This window comes from Arthrobacter oryzae (assembly GCF_031454875.1).
GTDB lineage: Bacteria > Actinomycetota > Actinomycetes > Actinomycetales > Micrococcaceae > Arthrobacter > Arthrobacter oryzae_D.
Window position 1 is genome coordinate 353,411 of sequence record NZ_JAVDRQ010000002.1, and the last position, 19,912, is coordinate 373,322.

The window sequence follows — 19,912 nt, forward strand, 5'->3', positions numbered from 1 at the left end:
AGCGGCCCCGCCGCGCTGTCTTTTCCCCGGCATCACCTCCCTCTTCCCGTAACCCAAGACTTCAGAATTTAGAGAACAAGAGAGAACAGGGACCATATGTCCAGCGAATCCTCCTTCGGCCTCATGCAGATCGGCCTCGCCACCGCGGAAGACATCCGTGGCTGGTCTTACGGCGAGGTTAAGAAGCCGGAAACCATTAACTACCGCACGCTCAAGCCTGAGAAGGACGGCCTCTTCTGCGAGAAGATCTTTGGCCCGTCCCGCGACTGGGAATGCTACTGCGGCAAGTACAAGCGCGTGCGCTTCAAGGGCATCATTTGTGAGCGGTGTGGCGTTGAGGTCACCCGTGCAAAGGTCCGCCGTGAGCGTATGGGCCACATCGAGCTGGCCGCCCCGGTCACGCACATCTGGTACTTCAAGGGTGTTCCGTCCCGCCTGGGCTACCTCCTTGACCTGGCACCGAAGGACCTCGAAAAGGTCATCTACTTCGCTGCCTACATGATCACGAGCGTCGACGCCGACAGCCGCCACGAGGAACTGCCCAACCTGCAGGTTGAGCACGACATCGAGAAGAAGCAGCTGGTCGACAACCGCGACTCCGACATCGCCACGATCGCCCGCGACCTCGAGAACGAGCTTGCCCGTCTCGAAGGCGAAGGCGCCAAGGCTGCCGACAAGAAGAAGGCCCGCGATTCCGCGGACCGTCAGATGGCCAACGTGCGTAAGCGTGCCGACGCCGACATCGAGCGCCTCGAGCAGGTCTGGGACCGCTTCAAGAACCTGAAGGTCGCCGACCTCGAAGGCGACGAAGGCCTCTACCGCGAACTGCGTGACCGCTACGGCATGTACTTCGAAGGCTCCATGGGTGCCGAAGCCATCAAGAAGCGCCTTGAGAACTTCGACATGCAGGCCGAGTCTGACTCGCTGCGCGACATCATTGCCAACGGCAAGGGCCAGCGCAAGACCCGTGCCCTGAAGCGGCTGAAGGTTGTCAACGCGTTCCTGACCACCAACAACAGCCCGCTCGGCATGGTGCTGGACGCCGTCCCGGTGATCCCGCCGGAACTGCGCCCCATGGTCCAGCTGGATGGTGGCCGCTTCGCGACCTCCGACCTCAACGACCTGTACCGCCGCGTGATCAACCGCAACAACCGTCTCAAGCGACTGCTTGACCTGGGTGCTCCGGAGATCATCGTCAACAACGAGAAGCGCATGCTTCAGGAAGCTGTTGACAGCCTCTTCGACAACGGCCGCCGTGGCCGTCCGGTCACCGGACCGGGCAACCGTCCGCTGAAGTCCCTGAGCGACATGCTCAAGGGCAAGCAGGGCCGCTTCCGCCAGAACCTCCTGGGTAAGCGCGTCGACTACTCCGGCCGTTCGGTTATCGTCGTCGGTCCGCAGCTGAAGCTGCACCAGTGCGGCCTGCCGAAGCAGATGGCACTGGAGCTCTTCAAGCCGTTCGTGATGAAGCGCCTGGTTGACCTCAACCACGCACAGAACATCAAGTCGGCCAAGCGCATGGTTGAGCGTTACCGTCCGCAGGTCTGGGACGTTCTCGAAGAGATCATCACCGAGCACCCCGTGCTGCTGAACCGTGCACCCACCCTGCACCGACTCGGCATCCAGGCGTTCGAACCGCAGCTTGTTGAAGGTAAGGCAATCCAGCTGCACCCGCTGGTTTGTGGCGCCTTCAACGCTGACTTCGACGGCGACCAGATGGCAGTCCACCTGCCGCTGAGCCCCGAAGCCCAGGCTGAAGCCCGCATCCTGATGCTGTCCTCGAACAACATCCTGAAGCCGTCTGACGGCCGCCCGGTGACCCTTCCTTCGCAGGATATGATCATCGGCCTCTACCACCTGACCACCAAGCGTGTCGGTTCAGCTGGCGAAGGCCGCATCTTCTCCTCGGTTTCGGAAGCCATCATGGCGTTCGACCTGCACGAGCTGCACCTGAACTCCCAGGTCAAGATCCGTCTTGAGGGCTTTGTCCCTTACGCCGGCTGGGAAGCTCCGGAAGGCTGGGAGCCGGGTCAGACCGCTCTCGTCCAGACCTCCCTGGGCCAGGTCATCTTCAACCAGACCCTGCCCGAGGACTACCCGTGGGTTGAGGCCGTTGCTGACAAGGGCGAGCTGTCCCGCATCGTCAACGACCTCGCCGAGCGCTACCCGAAGGTTGTTACCGCGGCAACGCTGGACAACCTGAAGGATGCCGGTTTCTACTGGGCCACCCGTTCAGGCGTCACTGTTGCTATCTCCGACATCGAGGTTCCGGCCGAGAAGCCGGTCATCCTTGCCGGTTACGAAGAGCGGGCTGCCAAGATCCAGGGCCAGTACGACAAGGGCCTGATCGACGACGACGAGCGTCGCCAGGAACTGATCGAGATCTGGAACAAGGCAACCAACGAGATCGCCCAGGTCATGCGCGACAACCTGTCGCCGATGAACACCATCAACCGCATGGTGTCCTCCGGTGCACGTGGTAACTGGATGCAGGTCCGTCAGATCGCGGGTATCCGTGGCCTGGTGGCCAACCCTAAGGGTGAAATCATCCCGCGTCCGATTAAGTCCTCCTACCGCGAGGGCCTGTCGGTGCTGGAATACTTCATCGCCACGCACGGTGCCCGTAAGGGTCTGGCTGACACCGCGCTGCGTACCGCCAACTCGGGTTACCTGACCCGTCGTCTGGTGGACGTGTCGCAGGACGTCATCGTCCGTGAAGAGGACTGCGGCACCGAACGCGGCCTCGTCACCCCGATTGCCGTGGCTGACGCCAACGGTGAGCTGGTGCTGGACGAGAACGTCGAGAACAGCGCGTACGCCCGTACCCTGGCCGTGGATGTCGTTGACTCCAAGGGCAAGGTCCTGGCTGCCGGCGGCACCGACTGCGGCGACGTCGTCATTGCCGAACTGTTCGCAGCCGGCATCACCGAGGTCAAGGTCCGCTCCGTACTCACCTGTGAGTCCAGCGTCGGCACCTGCGCCCTGTGCTACGGCCGTTCGCTGGCCACCGGCAAGACCGTGGACATCGGTGAGGCAGTGGGCATCATCGCCGCACAGTCCATCGGTGAGCCGGGTACCCAGCTGACCATGCGTACGTTCCACACCGGTGGTGCTGTTTCCGCCAGCGGCGGCGACGACATCACCCAGGGTCTGCCCCGTATCCAGGAGCTTTTCGAAGCCCGTACTCCGAAGGGTGTCGCACCGATTGCAGAAGCAGCCGGCCGCATCGCCATCGAAGAGTCCGAGCGCCAGATGCGCCTGGTCATCACTCCGGATGATGGCAGCGAAGAGATCGCTTACCCGGTCCTGCGCCGCTCACGCCTCCTGATTGAAGACGGCCAGCACGTCACGGTGGGCCAGAAGCTCATCAACGGTCCGGTCGACCCCAAGCAGGTTCTGCGTATCATGGGCCCCCGTGCTGCACAGAAGTTCCTGGTGGACGAAGTCCAGGGCGTGTACCGCAGCCAGGGCATCGGTATCCACGACAAGCACGTCGAGGTTATCGTTCGCCAGATGCTGCGCCGCGTTACGGTCATCGAATCCGGTGAATCCGACCTGCTCCCCGGTGAGCTGGCCGAGCGCAGCCGCTTCGAAGACGCCAACCGCCGTGTTGTGTCCGAGGGCAAGACTCCGGCATCCGGACGTCCTGAGCTCATGGGTATCACCAAGGCATCCCTGGCCACCGAGTCCTGGCTGTCCGCAGCTTCCTTCCAGGAAACCACCCGCGTCCTGACGCAGGCGGCCATGGAAGGCAAGAGCGACCCGCTGCTCGGCCTCAAGGAAAACGTCATCATCGGTAAGCTCATCCCCGCCGGCACGGGTCTCCCGCGCTACACGGAGGTCACGGTGGAGCCCACTGAAGAAGCAAAGGCCAACCTGTTTACGGGCCCGAGCGCATTCAGCGACTTCTCCTACGACACCCTGGGCGGCGACGGAGCTCCTGAGTTCCACGCCATCCCGCTGGATGACTACGATCTCGGCAGCGACTTCCGCTAACCGTTAGTCATAGCCTGACCAAAGGGATGGTCCTTCACCGCACGGTGGGGGACCATCCCCGTTTAACGATCGATTGTTCCGGCAGCGCCCTTTTGACCCTTCATAAGGGCGCTGCCGGAGCAACCGATGGGGCATACCCGCCGATTAAGGCCTGGCGGCCGTCCATGTTAGACTGGATACCAATTGTTATTGTGGCAGTGGATGAGTGCGCCGGTTGAGCTGAAAGGCTGAACCAGAGCGACGTTTCCGGTTTGCAGGGTTCTTGTGCAACGTATGCCACATTTTTGCATGCCTAGGGACCAATGCTGACGTAAGTCAGGTTTCCCGGTGTGCGATCCGACTATTAAGGCTTCGCCTCAGCTGCTCTGGAGATTCTTCAAAGCTCGGGCGGCGGGGCAAAGCAAAAGGAGAGCGGCTGTCAGCGGCCGCTCCGGATAAAACGGAGAACACGAGAGTGCCTACGATTAACCAGTTGGTCCGTAAGGGCCGCACGCCTAAGGTCTCAAAGACCAAGGCCCCCGCGCTTAAGGGCAGCCCGATGCGCCGCGGTGTTTGCACCCGCGTCTACACCACCACCCCGAAGAAGCCGAACTCGGCTCTGCGTAAGGTTGCACGTGTGCGCCTTAACGGTGGCGTTGAAGTTACTGCATACATCCCCGGTGTAGGCCACAACCTCCAGGAGCACTCCATTGTGCTCGTCCGTGGCGGTCGTGTGAAGGACCTTCCGGGTGTCCGCTACAAGATCGTCCGTGGCGCCCTCGATACCCAGGGTGTGAAGAACCGTAAGCAGGCCCGCAGCCGCTACGGCGCAAAGATGGAGAAGAAGTAATATGCCTCGCAAGGGTCCGGCCCCCAAGCGGCCGCTAGTACTAGATCCCGTATACGGCTCCCCGCTGGTTACCCAGCTCATCAACAAGGTGCTCGTAGACGGCAAGAAGTCCACCGCTGAGCGCATCGTTTACGGTGCCCTTGAAGGCGCCCGTGCCAAGTCCGGCGGCGACCCCGTAGCAGCCCTCAAGAAGGCCATGGACAACGTCAAGCCTTCCCTCGAGGTCCGCTCACGCCGCGTCGGTGGCGCAACCTACCAGGTTCCGGTTGAGGTCAAGCCGGGCCGCTCCACGGCCCTCGCCCTCCGCTGGCTGGTTGGCTACTCGAAGGCCCGCCGCGAAAAGACGATGACCGAGCGTCTCCAGAACGAAATCCTGGATGCCTCGAACGGTCTCGGTGCCGCTGTGAAGCGTCGCGAAGACACCCACAAGATGGCCGAGTCCAACAAGGCCTTCGCACACTACCGCTGGTAATACTTCCCGGACGCCGCCGGCTCAGACGAGCCGGCGGCGAACGTGTAGTCCATCCGAAAGGGAGACACCGTGGCACAGGACGTGCTTACCGACCTTAGTAAGGTCCGCAATATCGGCATCATGGCCCACATTGATGCCGGCAAGACCACCACAACCGAGCGCATTCTGTTCTACACAGGTGTGAACCACAAGATCGGCGAAACGCACGACGGCGCTTCGACCACCGACTGGATGGAACAGGAAAAGGAACGCGGCATCACCATCACGTCTGCCGCCGTGACCTGCTTCTGGGAAAACAACCAGATCAACATCATCGACACCCCCGGCCACGTGGACTTCACGGTTGAGGTTGAGCGCTCCCTGCGCGTCCTCGACGGTGCAGTTGCCGTGTTCGATGGCAAGGAAGGCGTGGAGCCGCAGTCCGAGACTGTTTGGCGCCAGGCTGACAAGTACAACGTCCCGCGTATCTGCTTCGTCAACAAGATGGACAAGCTGGGCGCTGACTTCTACTTCACCGTCGACACCATCATCAGCCGCCTCGGTGCCAAGCCGCTCGTTATGCAGCTGCCGATCGGTGCCGAGAACGACTTCATCGGCGTCGTCGACCTGCTCTACATGCGCGCACTGGTCTGGCCCGGCGATGCCAAGGGTGACGTCACCATGGGTGCCAAGTACGAGATCCGCGAGATCCCGGCTGACCTCCAGGAAAAGGCTGAAGAGTACCGCGCAACGCTCATCGAGACCGTTGCAGAGGCCTCCGAAGAACTCATGGAGAAGTACCTTGAGGGCGAAGAGATCTCCATCGACGAGCTCAAGGCCGGCATCCGCAAGATGACGATCAACTCCGAGATCTACCCGGTCTTCTGTGGTTCCGCATTCAAGAACCGCGGTGTGCAGCCGATGCTGGATGCCGTTGTTGACTACCTGCCGAACCCGCTCGACGTCCCCCCGATGATCGGTCACGATCCTCGCGACGAAGAGAAGGAACTGACCCGTAAGCCTTCTTCCGAAGAGCCGTTCTCTGCGCTGGCGTTCAAGATTGCCGCGCACCCGTTCTTCGGCCAGCTCACCTTCATCCGCGTGTACTCCGGTCACGTGGAAGCAGGCGCCCAGGTGGTCAACTCCACCAAGGGCAAGAAGGAGCGCATCGGCAAGCTGTTCCAGATGCACGCCAACAAGGAAATGCCCGTTGAGGGCGCTACCGCCGGCCACATCTACGCAGCCATCGGTCTGAAGGACACCACCACGGGCGACACCCTGTGCGACTCCTCCAACCAGATCGTCCTCGAGTCCATGAGCTTCCCGGAGCCCGTGATCTCGGTTGCCATCGAGCCGAACACCAAGGGTGACCAGGAGAAGCTCTCCACGGCTATCCAGAAGCTCTCCGCTGAGGACCCGACCTTCCAGGTCTCCCTCAACGAAGACACCGGTCAGACCATCATCGCCGGCATGGGCGAGCTCCACCTGGACATCCTGGTGGACCGCATGCGCCGCGAATTCAAGGTCGAGGCGAACGTTGGCAAGCCGCAGGTTGCTTACCGCGAAACCATCAAGCGTGCTGTAGAGCGTCACGACTACACCCACAAGAAGCAGACCGGTGGTTCCGGCCAGTTCGCAAAGATCCAGATTGCGATCGAGCCGCTGGACACCGCTGAAGGCGAGCTGTACGAGTTCGAGAACAAGGTCACCGGTGGCCGCGTTCCGCGCGAATACATCCCGTCGGTCGACGCCGGTATCCAGGATGCACTGAACGACGGCGTCCTGGCCGGTTACCCGGTTGTCGGCATCAAGGCCACGCTGATTGACGGCGCGTACCACGATGTTGACTCCTCGGAAATGGCGTTCAAGATCGCCGGCCGTATGGCTTTCAAGGAAGCTGCACGCAAGGCGAACCCTGTTCTGCTCGAACCGCTGATGGATGTTGAGGTCCGTACCCCTGAGGAATACATGGGTGAAGTTATCGGTGACCTCAACTCCCGCCGTGGCCAGATGCAGTCCATGGAGGATGCTCAGGGCGTCAAGGTTATCCGCGCACACGTCCCGCTGTCCGGCATGTTCGGTTACATCGGTGACCTGCGTTCCAAGACCCAGGGCCGCGCTGTGTACTCCATGACGTTCAACAGCTACGCCGAGGTCCCGAAGGCTGTCGCCGACGAGATCATCCAGAAGACCCGCGGCGAGTAGTCCACCGGACTTTCAAAGCGACAAACTCGGGTGCGTTTCCGAATTCGGAAACTAGCCCGGTGCAGGTGGCCGGTTCCAGGCCAGCCGCAGTCCGGTAGTGCCGGGTTTCGGCCATCTGCGCGAACAGGCTCGAGGGACTAGTATTAGTTCCTGAATCTGCAATTTCACCAATCCAAAGCCCCCCAAGTAGACTTACTGGAGTTTCGGCCGCGACAAGCGCGACTGAAGGGTAAGTCATTTGAAAACGTTCTAGGAGGAACCTGTGGCAAAGGCAAAGTTCGAGCGGACTAAGCCGCACGTTAACATCGGTACCATTGGTCACGTTGACCACGGTAAGACGACGTTGACGGCCGCCATTTCCAAGGTGCTGTACGACAAGTACCCGACTCTCAACGAGAAGCGTGACTTCGCGTCGATTGACTCTGCTCCCGAAGAGCGTCAGCGCGGCATTACCATCAACATCTCCCACGTTGAGTACCAGACCGAGAAGCGCCACTACGCACACGTAGACGCTCCGGGTCACGCTGACTACATCAAGAACATGATCACCGGCGCTGCTCAGATGGACGGTGCAATCCTCGTGGTTGCCGCCACTGACGGCCCGATGGCCCAGACCCGCGAGCACGTTCTGCTCGCCCGCCAGGTTGGTGTTCCCTACCTGCTGGTGGCACTGAACAAGGCTGACATGGTCGATGACGAGGAACTCCTTGACCTCGTCGAAATGGAAGTTCGTGAGCTCCTGAGCTCGCAGGGCTTCGATGGCGACGAAGCACCGGTTGTTCGCGTTTCCGGCCTCAAGGCCCTGGAAGGCGACCCGGAGTGGGTCAAGTCCGTCGAGGACCTGATGGCTGCTGTCGACGAGTCCGTTCCGGACCCCGTACGTGACCGTGACAAGCCGTTCCTGATGCCGATCGAAGACGTCTTCACGATCACCGGCCGTGGCACCGTTGTTACGGGCCGCGCCGAGCGTGGAACCCTCGCGATCAACTCTGAGGTCGAGATCGTCGGCATCCGCCCGGTCCAGAAGACCACGGTTACCGGTATCGAGATGTTCCACAAGCAGCTCGACGAAGCATGGGCCGGCGAGAACTGTGGCCTCCTGCTCCGCGGTCTGAAGCGTGATGACGTAGAGCGTGGCCAGGTTGTCGTCAAGCCGGGTTCCATCACCCCGCACACCGACTTCGAGGCTAACGTCTACATCCTCTCCAAGGACGAAGGCGGACGTCACAACCCGTTCTACTCCAACTACCGCCCGCAGTTCTACTTCCGTACCACGGACGTAACCGGCGTTATCACCCTGCCGGAAGGCACGGAAATGGTTATGCCCGGCGACAACACTGAGATGACCGTTGCGCTCATCCAGCCCATCGCCATGGAAGACGGCCTCGGCTTCGCAATCCGCGAAGGCGGCCGCACCGTTGGTTCGGGACGCGTCACCAAGATCATCAAGTAACTTCTGATGATCAGGGATCAGTACGCCGTCTGACGGCCGTCTGAGACTTATCAACAGCCCCGCTGCGCGAGTCGCAGCGGGGCTGTTTTTTGCTAAGATTTATCCAGTCGCTGGATAAACTGCTATGAAGTGTGAATCGACGGCGACGACACCGAGAGGAACCGACATGTGGTCCGCCTTCGTAACGCTTCTACTCCTCATTTCCGCTGTCCTGTTGTTCGTATCCCGGTATTCGAACCGGCAGTTGAAATTAGCCGCCGGCCAGGCCTACCGGGACGGCTTTATGGCCGGCCATATCCAGGGGTGGCATGACGCCACCGCGACAGACCCGCTCCCGCAGCAGGTCGCAGCCGGGCCGCCCGCGCCGTGGCAGGGCTTGCAGTTCGGTCAGGGCCCAGTGCCTGCTCCACCGGGGCAGCAGCCGTTCATCCAGCTGCCGGCGTTCGTCCCTCCAACGGATGAGCCGGCGATTGCAGAGCCAGCCGTTGTCCGGTCCCCGGTCGAGGAGTCACCCGCCGAACTGCTGGCGCGCAAGGAGAAGCGCGAGCGGCAGAACATCAACGTCACCCTGTATGTTGCCAGTCTGCTGCTGGTGGCCGCAGGGGCGCTCTTTGTGGGCACAAGCCTGCCGGCGGGGTTGCGGTTTGCCGGCGTTTGCATGATCACCGTGTTCTTCTACGGAGCGGGACTTGCGCTCCATGCTCGCGTTCCGAAGCTGCGTCCTGCCGCCGTCGCGTTTGCCGGAACCGGGCTTGCGCTGGTCCCCGTCGCGGGCCTGTCGATGTACTACTTTGCCGTGCAGAACGGACCACTCGCCTGGCTCCTGACCTCGGTTGTCGGAACGGTGGCCTACATCGCCGCCGCCATTCGGCTCGAAAGCCGGGTGCTGGTGTACCTGTCCCTCACGTTTGTGGTGTCCACGGCGTGGTCCGGAGTTTCCGTGCTCGGGTCTTCGCTTGTTTGGTACTTTGCGGCCATGATCGGATTCGCGGCGGTGATGAGCCTGGTAGCGCTGGCGAGGCCACGGTGGGTTCCGCCTGTGTTCCTGCGCCCCGTTATGCTTCTCGACCCGTTCGTGGTTCCTGCGGTGGCCGTCGCGGCATGGATTTTGCCGTTGCGGCTGGACCGCGATGAGTTTGCCCTGGTTATGGCACTCTGCGGAATGTACTTCGCAGTGGCGGCCGTCGCGCCGTCCGCCGGCCAGCGTCTCCTGAAGATCTACGGTGCCCGGCTGGCGCTCACCATTGCGGCTTCGGCCTGGGCATGGCACCTCACCGGGACCGCAGCCTGGTGCCTCGCAATAGCGGCGACCCTGCTGGCTTTGCAATCGGTGGTGACGGCCGCGTGGCCAGCCAGACTGCAGCGGTGGTGTCCGGCACGGGAAGGGGAGCGGCGCTGGCGGACCGACTCGCTCTGCACCTTTGGAACGCAACTCTTTATTGTCGTGCTCCTGCTGCTCCCGGCGTCCGTCAGCCACGAGGGCCTGTTGCTGTGGGCGGTGCCGGCCAGCGTAGCCACGGGCATGATTATCGCCGTGAAGGCCGGGGGAGCCGCCGAGTGGGCACCGCCGTCGGCGATGGCCGCCGGGCTCGTAGCGGGCTTCCAGCTGGGGCCATGGCTGGTTGTTAACCTCCTGGCCGCTGGCACGCTCTTTTGGGCAGTGCGGGCGGCGGGTGCCCGTTCACCGTTGCGCGCCTACTTCATTCTGTCGGCGCGGATAGCGGGCACCTTGGCCGTTCCGGCTTTGACCTTTGCCTTGATGGAGGGGAGGAACGATGTACTTCCTGTCGCCATCTTCACCCTTTCGTTGGCCCTCGTGCTGCAGCAGCTTGCATCAGCGACTGCGGAGCGTGCCGGCGTTGCAGTCCTTGCCCCCGTGCCCACGCTGGTGGGGTTTACCGCTGCCGGGATAGTTGGCCTCCTGGCCCTGTCCGTCACGGACGCCACGGCCGGGAATCAGCTCCTGGCCATAGCACTGGTGGTCCAGCTTGCGGCTTCGCTGGCGGCGGGTATCGCGCTGTTCCCGCGCGATGGCGTGGGTGCTTCCTGGCAACCGACGGCAGCAGAAGCGTTGCCCCTGGCAGTCGCGGCGGCCGTCGGTCTGACGGCCTACGCGGGTGTTTCGCTGGGACTGGGCAACGGCGTCTTGCTCCTCATTGTCCTGTACCTTGCTCTCTCGGCCCTTCGTCCAACCGCGACCATCCGGTGCTGGGCCTACTGGTGGATGACCCGGGCGGCGGCAACGCTGCTGGTGGCGATGGCCTACGTCCAGCTTCAGGAATTGGCAGGGCCGCTGGTGTTTGGTGGCCAGGAAATCCCGCTGGCCACCGTCCTGATAGTTACTCTGGGGGCCCAGCTAGTGTTCCCGCTGGCCGCGACAGTACGGGACCGGGCTCCCGACGGGGTGGTGGCCGACGTCGCCCTTGTTTTGACGCTGCAGATTGCGGTACTGGCGGCGGGCATGGTTCTCCCCTCCACGACGGCGGCGCAGGAAACGTGGGACTGGCAGCGAATCCTCACCATCACTGTCATGGCCCTCAGTGCAGCGGCCTCCGGCTATGTGTTCCGTGAGTTGGCGGCGGCGGCAGCCTTTGCGCCGTCCATGCTGGCGGTCTTGCTGGTTTCAAGCGGTGGTCGGCTGTCCGACGTCGAGCTCCTGCTTGGCATCTTCGCTGCCTTCAGCGCCGCCATGGTTGTTGCGGTGCAACCGCGGAAGGCGAAGGGTGCCTACTTTGCCGCGGCCCGCCTGCTGACAGCGGCTCTGGCGATGGTCTTCAGCTTTGACATCACGGCATCCGGGACGGCAGTCTCACTGACTTTCGCCGGAGTGCTGGCTTTCCAGCACGTTGTTCGGTGGTTCATGCGGCACCGGCTTGAACAGGTGCCGTTCCAGGACGCCGCAGTGTGGCTGACCCTTGGGGCGCAGGCGGCCCTACCAGCGCTGTACGTCATCCAAGGTGGCGGCGCCTCTGCCATCTACGCGGCCGAGGGCGGGCGGGGTGTTGTCCTTGTGGAGCTGCTGCTGCTTCTGGTTGGCGCGATTGCCGCCCATCGGCTGTTCGCCGCACGTGGGGCGCTCTACCTGTGCGTGTACGCTGGCGTGTTCGCGGTGGTCGCATCGGGACCGGCGCTTCAGTTCGGGGCAGGAACCGTTCTCGCGGCTCCGCTGCTCAGCTGGGACGGCGTCCCCCTGACCCTCCTGGCCGTGTCCCTCGCCTTCAACGTCGCGGGACTTGTGCGGCGACGGCACTCCGACGGTAGGCACGAGGCCGGCGTCGACCGCTGGTTCTGGCTCACCGGGGCGGCTGTCCCCGCCCTCAGCGCCGGACTTGCCGGCGGCCAGGCGGCGGATTGGATCACCGGCGCTACCCTGCTGGTCCTGGCCGCCACCGGGTTTAACGCGTCGCACACGGAACGCATCCCGCTGCTGTATCCGCCGGCGGCACTACTCGTTCTCGTGGGCGCAACGCTGATCGCCGGCTCCGTGTTCCGCGGCACTGAGGGGGAGTGGGGCTCCTACCTGCCGTGGCTGACCGGATGCGTGCCTGCCGCGCTGGTTCTCTACGGTGCCGGCTACGCACTCAGGAACCGGGACGGAGTACGACGGCGGACGCTGGCTTCCGCAGCGGCGTTGGGGCTGGCTGTCGCTGCCGCGGCGGGCGTGGCGCGTGATGCCACGTCACTGACGGCGGCTCTCCTTGTGGCCGCAACGGTTTCGGTGGCGGTGCAGGAAGTTCCGCTCCGGGCGCGGAGGCTGACGCTGGAGATTGGCGCTTTCCTGGTGACGGTCGCGGTGCAGCGTGCCATCCTCATCACGGACGGCCACCTGAACGCGCCGTTCTGGGCCGTGCAGTGGTACGTCCTGCTGGCCGCGGCCCTGGCCGCGCTCCGCTTCGCTGCCGGATTCAGGTTGGCAGGCCGCATCCTGCTGGGGTCGGGAGCCGCACTGCTTGGCCTGAGCGGGCTTGGGATTCTGCTTGGCGGATCCGGAGGCCAACAGCTGTGGGTCCTCGCCCTGCACGCCGCACTGCTGCTTTCCGGGCTGCTCATCGGAGAGCGGATGTTCGTCTGGTGGGGTGCGGGCGGGGTGGCCTTGTGCCTGACGTGGGCCCTTCGGTCCTACACGTTCGCGCTGCTCGCGCTGATTGCCGTGGGACTCATCGCCCTTGCGCTGTGGAAACTGGCCCGCGCCAAGCCTGAGGCGCCGGCCGGCGGAGGGCCGCAACCCGAGGCGCAGCCGACTCCCGAGGGGCAGGATCGTTCGTACTGAAGCCTTGGTAAGGTTGCTGACAACGAAAGGACAGCATCATGGAATGGATTATTTTCCTCCTGATTGCCGCTGCGGTTGTCTCGGGCGTTTTTTGGGCGAAGAAGCACTTCCGCCAGGAGATCGACCGGGCCAAGCGCATCAACCGGGCCAACAAGAACCAGTAGGCCCACGCTCAGGCTTTACGCGCCCTGCTCAACGCCTGGAACCAAAAGAAGGATTCCTTGGGTGTCCGCTCCAGCGTGTCGAAGTCAACGTGGATCAGCCCGAAGCGCTGGGAGTATCCGGCCGCCCACTCGAAGTTGTCCAGCAGTGTCCACACGTAGTAGCCCAGCAGCTTCACGTCCTCGGCTATGCCGCCCAGGGACGTTGCGGCCAGTGCGTGGCCCAGGTGGTTGGCCAGATATTCGATTCGCTTTGTGTCGGCAATCGGTCCGGACACATGCTCCGGTTCCGGGAAGCTGGCCCCGCTCTCCGTGATGTACAGCGGCGGCAGCGCATCGCCGTACCGGTCCTTCATTTCGCGGAGCAGAATGCCGAGGTGTTCAGGGGCAACCGGCCAGCCGAATCCGGTGGTCTCGTACTCCGGGTAACCCACTTCATGGAACGGCAACCGGGCCAGGGCCGCGGAATTGTTTGCCGGTACGCTGACCGTTCCCCGGCCCATGGCCACTTTCACGGGGTAGTAGTAATTGAGCCCGTAGAAGTCCAGGGGCTGGTGGATGGTCCGGAGGTCGGCGTCGGAGATCTTGCCCATGGACCGGAACCACGGCCGCACCACCAGGGGCAGCTTCGGGTAGCGGCCCAGCAGGACGGGGTCCGCGTAGACGCGGTTCATCAGGATATCGAAAATCCTGGCCACCATTTTGTCGCCAGGCTTGCCGGTTGCCGGCCGGACCGGGGAATGGAGGTTGGTGACGCCTACGGCTCCGGTGACCCCTACACTGCGCAGGGCCTGGACCGCGAGGCCGTGCCCCAGGAGCTGATGATGGATTGACGGCAGGGCGTTGAACAGGAAATCGTGGCCGGGTGCATGGACGCCAAGCGCATATCCGTTGAGCGTCACCGAAACCGGTTCGTTCAGGGTGACCCACTGGGCAACCCGGTCGCCGAACCTTTCCCCCGCGGCGGCGCTGTACTCGGCGAAACGCTCCGCAGTGGACCTGTTCATCCAGCCGCCGCTGTGCTCGAGCGGCAGGGGAGTGTCCCAGTGGTACAGCGTGGCCATCGGCGAGATGCCGGCGTCGAGCAGCTGGTCGATCAGCCGGTCATAGAAGTCGAGGCCCTGGCTGTTGAAGGGGCCGCGTCCGTCAGGCTGGATCCGGGGCCAGGAAATGGAGAACCGGTAGGAATCGATGCCCAGCTCGCGCATCAGGGCCACGTCTTCGCCGGAGCGGTTGTAATGGTCGCAGGCGACGGCGGGGGAGTGGCCGTCCATGATGTTTCCCGGCTTTTCGGCAAAGGCATCCCAGCCGGAGGGCCCGCGCCCGTCCGCTTCGAGGGATCCCTCAATCTGGAACGCTGCGGCCGCCACACCCAGGGTGAAGTCCGGGGGCAACTGCCCGGCCAGGCTCTGCAACGCCGCAGAGTTCTGCACAGTCATGTCCCTATCATCCATTCGGCAGTTGCTGAAGGCAATGACCCCTCTTCGGCCTGATTCGCTTCTGCCCGCAAAATCCGGCATACTAGATGAGTTGTTCAAGCGCTCCTTCGCGTCCCGATCCGGATAATGCCGGGTGTCAGGGTCCAAGTAGGAGACCAAACATAACCCACTCCCCAAGGAACTGCGGACGAGTACGCGTGCACAGCGCGACACGCCCGACCGCGGGGGTCGGTTACGCCGGCAGGTTGAGGAACCCGGATTATTCCGGATTCAGCTTGTGCGGCGGGTGGTAGTTACGACTTCAAATGCTTCGGCAGCCACACAACACGTAAGTGAACAGGGCAGCCCCAATCAGGGGAAGCACAGACTGAAAGAGAGTCAGGCGACATGGCGGGACAAAAAATCCGCATCCGGCTGAAGTCATACGACCACGAGGTCATTGACGTTTCAGCCCGGAAGATCGTTGAGACGGTCACGCGCGCAGGCGCAACGGTAGTTGGCCCCGTGCCGCTTCCGACGGAGAAGAACGTGTACTGCGTTATCCGCTCTCCGCACAAGTACAAGGACAGCCGCGAGCACTTTGAAATGCGCACGCACAAGCGTCTGATCGACATCATCGACCCCACGCCTAAGGCTGTTGACTCGCTCATGCGTCTCGACCTGCCGGCCGACGTGAACATCGAAATCAAGCTGTAGGGAGGTGCTGAGAGACTATGACCGCAACCCGTAACGTAAAGGGCCTGCTGGGCACGAAGCTCGGCATGACCCAGGTCTGGGACGAGAACAACAAGCTCATCCCCGTCACTGTTGTCCAGGCTGACTCAAACGTCATCACCCAGCTGCGCAATGCAGAAGCTGATGGCTACGTCGCCGTTCAGATCGGCTACGGCCAGATCGATCCCCGCAAGGTCACCAAGCCGCTGGCTGGTCACTTTGAAAAGGCAGGCGTCACGCCTCGCCGCCACGTCGTCGAACTCCGTACCGCAGATGCTGCTGAGTACGAGCTGGGCCAGGAGCTCTCTGTAGAGGTCTTCGAAGCCGGCCAGAAGATCGACGTCGTTGGCACCACCAAGGGTAAGGGCTTCGCCGGTGTTATGAAGCGTCACGGCTTCCACGGCGTTGGAGCTTCCCACGGTGCACACAAGAACCACCGTAAGCCCGGTTCAATCGGTGGCGCATCCACCCCGAGCCGCGTCTTCAAGGGCATGAAAATGGCCGGCCGCATGGGCGCCGTTCGTCACACCACGCTGAACCTCACGGTTCACGCAGTTGACGTCGAGAAGTCGCTGCTCCTCATCAAGGGCGCCGTTCCCGGTGCCCGCGGCCAGGTCGTACTCGTACGCACCGCCGTGAAGGGAGCCTAGTTCAATGACTAGCACTGTCAAGGTTGACCTGCCTGCAGAGATCTTCGACGTACAGACCAACGTGCCGCTGCTGCACCAGGTCGTCGTTGCCCAGCTCGCTGCTGCTCGCCAGGGTACCCACAAGACCAAGACCCGCGCTGAAGTTTCCGGTGCAGGCCGCAAGCCGTTCAAGCAGAAGGGCACCGGCCGCGCCCGTCAGGGTTCAATCCGTGCTCCTCACATGACCGGTGGTGGCGTTGTCCACGGCCCGACCCCGCGTGACTACAGCCAGCGGACCCCCAAGAAGATGATTGCTGCTGCACTGCGCGGCGCACTCTCTGACCGCGCCCGTAACGGCCGCATCCACGTTGTTGCTGAACTGGTCGCCGGCACCAAGCCGTCCGCCAAGGACGCACTGGCAACGCTGCGCGGCGTGTCCGAGCGCAAGAACCTGCTCGTTGTCATCGAGCGCGCCAACGATGTTGCCGCACTGTCCGTGCGTAACCTCGCAGATGTTCACGTTCTGTACGCAGACCAGCTGAACACTTACGACGTGCTCGTCTCTGACGACGTAGTCTTCACCAAGGCTGCCTACGAGGCATTCGTTGCCGCCAAGGCAAAGAACGAGGAGGATGCCAAGTGAGTGCAGCCACCATCAAGGACCCGCGCGACGTCGTGCTTGCACCCGTCGTTTCGGAAAAGAGCTACGGCCTGATCGATGAGGGAAAGTACACCTTCCTGGTGGACCCCCGCTCGAACAAGACCGAGATCAAGCTGGCCGTGGAGAAGATTTTCTCCGTCAAGGTCGACTCGATCAACACCATCAACCGTGCCGGTAAGCGCAAGCGCACCAAATTCGGATGGGGTACCCGCAAGAACACCAAGCGTGCGATTGTGACCCTCAAAGAAGGCACGATCGACATCTTCGGCGGTCCGCTCGCGTAGCGGAGACCACTTTAACGAGGAAATGAATTATGGGAATCCGTAAATATAAGCCGACTACCCCGGGCCGTCGCGGCTCGAGCGTAGCGGACTTCACTGAAATCACGCGGTCGACGCCGGAAAAGTCGTTGGTACGTCCGCTGCCCAAAAAGGGTGGCCGTAACAACACCGGTAAGATCACGACCCGTCACAAGGGTGGTGGACACAAGCGCCAGTACCGTCTGATCGACTTCCGTCGCCACGACAAAGACGGCGTTGACGCCCGCGTTGCCGAAATCGAGTACGATCCGAACCGCACGGCTCGCATCGCCCTCCTGCACTACGTTGATGGCACCAAGCGTTACATCATCGCCCCGAACAAGCTGTCCCAGGGTGACTTCGTAGAGGCCGGTGCCAACGCTGATATCAAGCCTGGCAACAACCTGCCCCTGCGCAACATCCCGGTGGGTACCGTTATCCACGCAGTTGAACTGCGTCCGGGTGGCGGCGCCAAGATGGGCCGCTCCGCCGGCGCATCGATCCAGCTCGTTGCAAAGGAAGGCCGCTTCGCCCAGCTGCGTCTGCCTTCCGGCGAAATCCGCAACGTAGATGTGCGCTGCCGCGCAACCATCGGCGAGGTCGGCAACGCCGAGCAGTCGAACATCAACTGGGGCAAGGCCGGCCGTATGCGGTGGAAGGGCGTTCGCCCGACCGTCCGTGGTGTCGCCATGAACCCGGTTGACCACCCGCACGGTGGTGGCGAGGGTAAGACGTCCGGTGGACGTCACCCCGTCAACCCGAACGGTAAGCGTGAGGGCCGCACCCGCCGCCCGAACAAAGAGAGCGACAAGCTTATTGTGCGTCGTCGTCGTACTGGCAAGAACAAGCGATAGGAGCCTGGACACATGCCACGCAGCCTGAAAAAAGGTCCTTTCGTTGACCAGCACCTCTTTGTGAAGGTGGACAGGGAAAACGAAAAGGGCACCAAGAACGTCATTAAGACCTGGTCCCGCCGTTCGATGATCATCCCCGACATGCTCGGGCACACGATCGCCGTTCACGACGGACGCAAGCACATCCCGGTGTTTGTCACCGAGTCGATGGTCGGGCACAAGCTCGGCGAATTCGCTCCCACGCGGACATTCCGCGGCCATGTCAAGGACGACCGTAAGGGCAAGCGCCGCTAGGCGCCTGCACTTACGTCAAAGACGAGAGAAGGAAAGCAATGGAAGCCAAGGCAATTGCGCGTCACATCCGCGTAACGCCTATGAAGGCCCGGCGCGTCGTCAACCTTGTTCGTGGTAAGCAAGCGAACGAGGCTCTGGCAATTCTGAAGTTTGCCCCCCAGGCAGCTTCTGAGCCGGTATTCAAGGTAGTTCAGTCGGCAATCTCCAACGCCCGGGTCCTCGCGGACCGCGACGGCGTGGCGTTTGACGAAGGTGACCTCATCATCAGCGAAGCGTTTGTTGATGAAGGCCCGACCATGAAGCGGTTCCAGCCGCGAGCCCAGGGTCGTGCATTTCAGATCAAGAAGCGCACGAGCCACATCACCGTGGTAGTCGCTACCCCGGAGAAAGAGGAGGCTCGCTAAGTGGGACAGAAAGTTAACCCGCACGGGTTCCGACTCGGCATCACCACCGATCACGTATCGCACTGGTTTGCTGACAGCACCAAGTCCGGTCAGCGGTACAAGGACTTTGTTCGCGAAGACATCCGTATCCGCCAGCTCATGTCCACGGGCATGGAGCGCGCCGGTATCGCCAAGGTTGAAATCGAGCGCACCCGCGACCGTGTCCGTGTGGATATCCACACGGCACGTCCGGGCATCGTTATCGGCCGCCGCGGTGCAGAAGCAGACCGCATCCGCGGCGAGCTCGAAAAGCTCACCGGCAAGCAGGTTCAGCTGAACATCCTCGAGGTCAAGAACCCCGAGATGGAAGCACAGCTTGTTGCCCAGGGCGTTGCAGAGCAGCTGACTTCCCGCGTGGCATTCCGCCGTGCGATGAAGAAGGCAATGCAGTCCGCACAGCGTGCCGGTGCCAAGGGCATCCGTATCGCCTGCTCCGGTCGACTGGGTGGCGCTGAAATGTCCCGCTCGGAGTTCTACCGCGAAGGCCGTGTGCCCCTGCACACCCTGCGTGCGAACATCGACTACGGCTTCTACGAAGCCAAGACCACCTTCGGCCGCATCGGCGTGAAGGTCTGGATCTACAAGGGTGACGTCACCTCCAAGGAACTGGCTCAGCAGGCAGCTGCTGCTCCGTCCCGCGGCCGTGGTGCCAGCGATCGCCCGGGCCGCCCGGGTGGCGCTGACCGTGGTGACCGCCGTCGTCGTAACGACCGTCCGGCAGCCGAGGCAGCACCTGCTGCCGAAGCTCCGGCAGTTGAGGCTGCACCTGCTGCAGTAGAAGGAGGACAGGCTTAAATGCTTATCCCACGTCGAGTCAAGCACCGTAAGCAGCACCACCCGGGTCGTTCCGGCGCTGCTACGGGCGGCACCAGGGTCTCCTTCGGTGAGTGGGGCATCCAGGCTCTGAGCCCGGCATACGTCACGAACCGTCAGATCGAATCTGCCCGTATCGCGATGACCCGCCACATCAAGCGTGGCGGTAAGGTCTGGATCAACATTTACCCGGACCGTCCGCTGACGAAGAAGCCTGCTGAAACCCGTATGGGTTCCGGTAAGGGTTCTCCGGAATGGTGGGTCTCAAACGTCAAGCCGGGCCGGGTTCTTTTCGAACTCTCCGGTGTCAGTGAAGAGGTAGCTCGCGAGGCACTGCGCCTGGCAATCCACAAGCTGCCGTTGAAGGCACGCATTGTGCGTCGCGAAGGTGGTGAGTAGAA

17 protein-coding genes are annotated in these 19,912 nt (G+C 62.6%); 16 read left to right on the forward strand and 1 reads right to left on the reverse strand.

The annotated features are described in order from the left end of the window. The first annotated feature begins 96 nt into the window (after window positions 1-96). The 7 genes from J2805_RS04880 (at window position 97) to J2805_RS04910 (ending at window position 13,368) form a co-directional block, all read left to right on the forward strand. Entirely contained in the window at window positions 97-3,996 is a 3,900-nt protein-coding gene (locus J2805_RS04880) for a DNA-directed RNA polymerase subunit beta' (RefSeq protein WP_307045579.1), read from the forward strand. Between the two features lie 454 nt (window positions 3,997-4,450). Continuing rightward, window positions 4,451-4,825: a 30S ribosomal protein S12 gene (rpsL, locus tag J2805_RS04885; protein ID WP_009358312.1), complete on the forward strand. Its 375-nt coding sequence runs from the start codon at window positions 4,451-4,453 to the stop codon at window positions 4,823-4,825. A 1-nt stretch (window position 4,826) separates the two neighbouring features. Continuing rightward, on the forward strand, window positions 4,827-5,297 hold the full coding sequence (gene rpsG / locus J2805_RS04890; RefSeq protein WP_026531948.1) for a 30S ribosomal protein S7: 471 nt from the start codon (window positions 4,827-4,829) through the stop codon (window positions 5,295-5,297). A gap of 69 nt (window positions 5,298-5,366) precedes the next feature. Continuing rightward, window positions 5,367-7,481 (forward strand): elongation factor G, encoded by a 2,115-nt coding sequence (gene fusA, locus J2805_RS04895; RefSeq protein ID WP_309970042.1) that lies wholly within the window; start codon window positions 5,367-5,369, stop codon window positions 7,479-7,481. 262 nt (window positions 7,482-7,743) lie between these two features. Beyond that, window positions 7,744-8,934 carry an elongation factor Tu gene (gene tuf / locus J2805_RS04900; protein ID WP_307045584.1) on the forward strand — a complete coding sequence of 397 codons (1,191 nt, stop codon included), beginning with the start codon at window positions 7,744-7,746 and terminating at the stop codon, window positions 8,932-8,934. 166 nt (window positions 8,935-9,100) lie between these two features. After that, window positions 9,101-13,204, forward strand: coding sequence for a hypothetical protein (locus J2805_RS04905; RefSeq protein WP_309970048.1), 4,104 nt, complete (start codon window positions 9,101-9,103; stop codon window positions 13,202-13,204). 38 nt (window positions 13,205-13,242) lie between these two features. Further along, window positions 13,243-13,368 (forward strand): hypothetical protein, encoded by a 126-nt coding sequence (locus J2805_RS04910; RefSeq protein ID WP_309970052.1) that lies wholly within the window; start codon window positions 13,243-13,245, stop codon window positions 13,366-13,368. Between the two features lie 8 nt (window positions 13,369-13,376). On the opposite strand, the gene J2805_RS04915 is transcribed toward J2805_RS04910, so the two are convergent. Further along, window positions 13,377-14,804, reverse strand: coding sequence for a GH1 family beta-glucosidase (locus tag J2805_RS04915; RefSeq protein WP_309970057.1), 1,428 nt, complete (start codon window positions 14,802-14,804; stop codon window positions 13,377-13,379). Between the two features lie 387 nt (window positions 14,805-15,191). Here J2805_RS04915 and rpsJ point away from each other — a divergent pair, with 387 nt between their 5' ends. From rpsJ to rplP, 9 genes are read left to right on the forward strand one after another with little or no spacing between them, the layout of a single operon-like run. Further along, window positions 15,192-15,500 carry a 30S ribosomal protein S10 gene (gene rpsJ / locus J2805_RS04920; RefSeq protein ID WP_003803825.1) on the forward strand — a complete coding sequence of 103 codons (309 nt, stop codon included), beginning with the start codon at window positions 15,192-15,194 and terminating at the stop codon, window positions 15,498-15,500. Window positions 15,501-15,517: 17 nt separating this feature from the next. Then, window positions 15,518-16,168: a 50S ribosomal protein L3 gene (gene rplC, locus J2805_RS04925; RefSeq protein ID WP_214837622.1), complete on the forward strand. Its 651-nt coding sequence runs from the start codon at window positions 15,518-15,520 to the stop codon at window positions 16,166-16,168. 4 nt (window positions 16,169-16,172) lie between these two features. Continuing rightward, the gene (rplD, locus tag J2805_RS04930) at window positions 16,173-16,790 is read left to right on the forward strand and encodes a 50S ribosomal protein L4 (RefSeq protein ID WP_104172030.1); all 618 of its coding nucleotides are present in this window, start codon (window positions 16,173-16,175) and stop codon (window positions 16,788-16,790) included. Beyond that, window positions 16,787-17,092 (forward strand): 50S ribosomal protein L23, encoded by a 306-nt coding sequence (rplW, locus tag J2805_RS04935; protein ID WP_066293292.1) that lies wholly within the window; start codon window positions 16,787-16,789, stop codon window positions 17,090-17,092. The genes rplD and rplW overlap by 4 nt, the downstream gene beginning before the upstream one ends. A 29-nt stretch (window positions 17,093-17,121) precedes the next feature. Next, window positions 17,122-17,961: a 50S ribosomal protein L2 gene (gene rplB / locus J2805_RS04940; protein WP_104172031.1), complete on the forward strand. Its 840-nt coding sequence runs from the start codon at window positions 17,122-17,124 to the stop codon at window positions 17,959-17,961. Between the two features lie 12 nt (window positions 17,962-17,973). After that, the gene (gene rpsS, locus J2805_RS04945) at window positions 17,974-18,255 is read left to right on the forward strand and encodes a 30S ribosomal protein S19 (protein WP_011692805.1); all 282 of its coding nucleotides are present in this window, start codon (window positions 17,974-17,976) and stop codon (window positions 18,253-18,255) included. Window positions 18,256-18,293: 38 nt separating this feature from the next. Continuing rightward, complete coding sequence (rplV, locus tag J2805_RS04950) at window positions 18,294-18,659, forward strand: 50S ribosomal protein L22 (protein ID WP_003803798.1); 366 nt, start codon at window positions 18,294-18,296, stop codon at window positions 18,657-18,659. Beyond that, window positions 18,660-19,493: a 30S ribosomal protein S3 gene (gene rpsC / locus J2805_RS04955; RefSeq protein WP_309970065.1), complete on the forward strand. Its 834-nt coding sequence runs from the start codon at window positions 18,660-18,662 to the stop codon at window positions 19,491-19,493. Continuing rightward, window positions 19,494-19,910, forward strand: coding sequence for a 50S ribosomal protein L16 (rplP, locus tag J2805_RS04960; protein WP_104172033.1), 417 nt, complete (start codon window positions 19,494-19,496; stop codon window positions 19,908-19,910). It begins immediately after the preceding gene. The last annotated feature ends 2 nt before the right edge of the window (window positions 19,911-19,912 follow it).

Excerpts from the sequence above, each read along its gene's own strand:
- J2805_RS04880 (WP_307045579.1), top strand. The coding sequence starts at position 97 with ATGTCCAGCGAATCCTCCTTCGGCCTCATGCAGATCGGCCTCGCCACC.
- rpsG (WP_026531948.1), top strand. The coding sequence starts at position 4,827 with ATGCCTCGCAAGGGTCCGGCCCCCAAGCGGCCGCTAGTACTAGATCCC.
- J2805_RS04905 (WP_309970048.1), top strand. The coding sequence starts at position 9,101 with ATGTGGTCCGCCTTCGTAACGCTTCTACTCCTCATTTCCGCTGTCCTG.
- J2805_RS04910 (WP_309970052.1), top strand. The coding sequence starts at position 13,243 with ATGGAATGGATTATTTTCCTCCTGATTGCCGCTGCGGTTGTCTCGGGC.
- J2805_RS04915 (WP_309970057.1), bottom strand. The coding sequence starts at position 14,804 with ATGACTGTGCAGAACTCTGCGGCGTTGCAGAGCCTGGCCGGGCAGTTG.
- rpsJ (WP_003803825.1), top strand. The coding sequence starts at position 15,192 with ATGGCGGGACAAAAAATCCGCATCCGGCTGAAGTCATACGACCACGAG.
- rplC (WP_214837622.1), top strand. The coding sequence starts at position 15,518 with ATGACCGCAACCCGTAACGTAAAGGGCCTGCTGGGCACGAAGCTCGGC.
- rplD (WP_104172030.1), top strand. The coding sequence starts at position 16,173 with ATGACTAGCACTGTCAAGGTTGACCTGCCTGCAGAGATCTTCGACGTA.
- rplB (WP_104172031.1), top strand. The coding sequence starts at position 17,122 with ATGGGAATCCGTAAATATAAGCCGACTACCCCGGGCCGTCGCGGCTCG.
- rpsS (WP_011692805.1), top strand. The coding sequence starts at position 17,974 with ATGCCACGCAGCCTGAAAAAAGGTCCTTTCGTTGACCAGCACCTCTTT.
- rplV (WP_003803798.1), top strand. The coding sequence starts at position 18,294 with ATGGAAGCCAAGGCAATTGCGCGTCACATCCGCGTAACGCCTATGAAG.
- rplP (WP_104172033.1), top strand. The coding sequence starts at position 19,494 with ATGCTTATCCCACGTCGAGTCAAGCACCGTAAGCAGCACCACCCGGGT.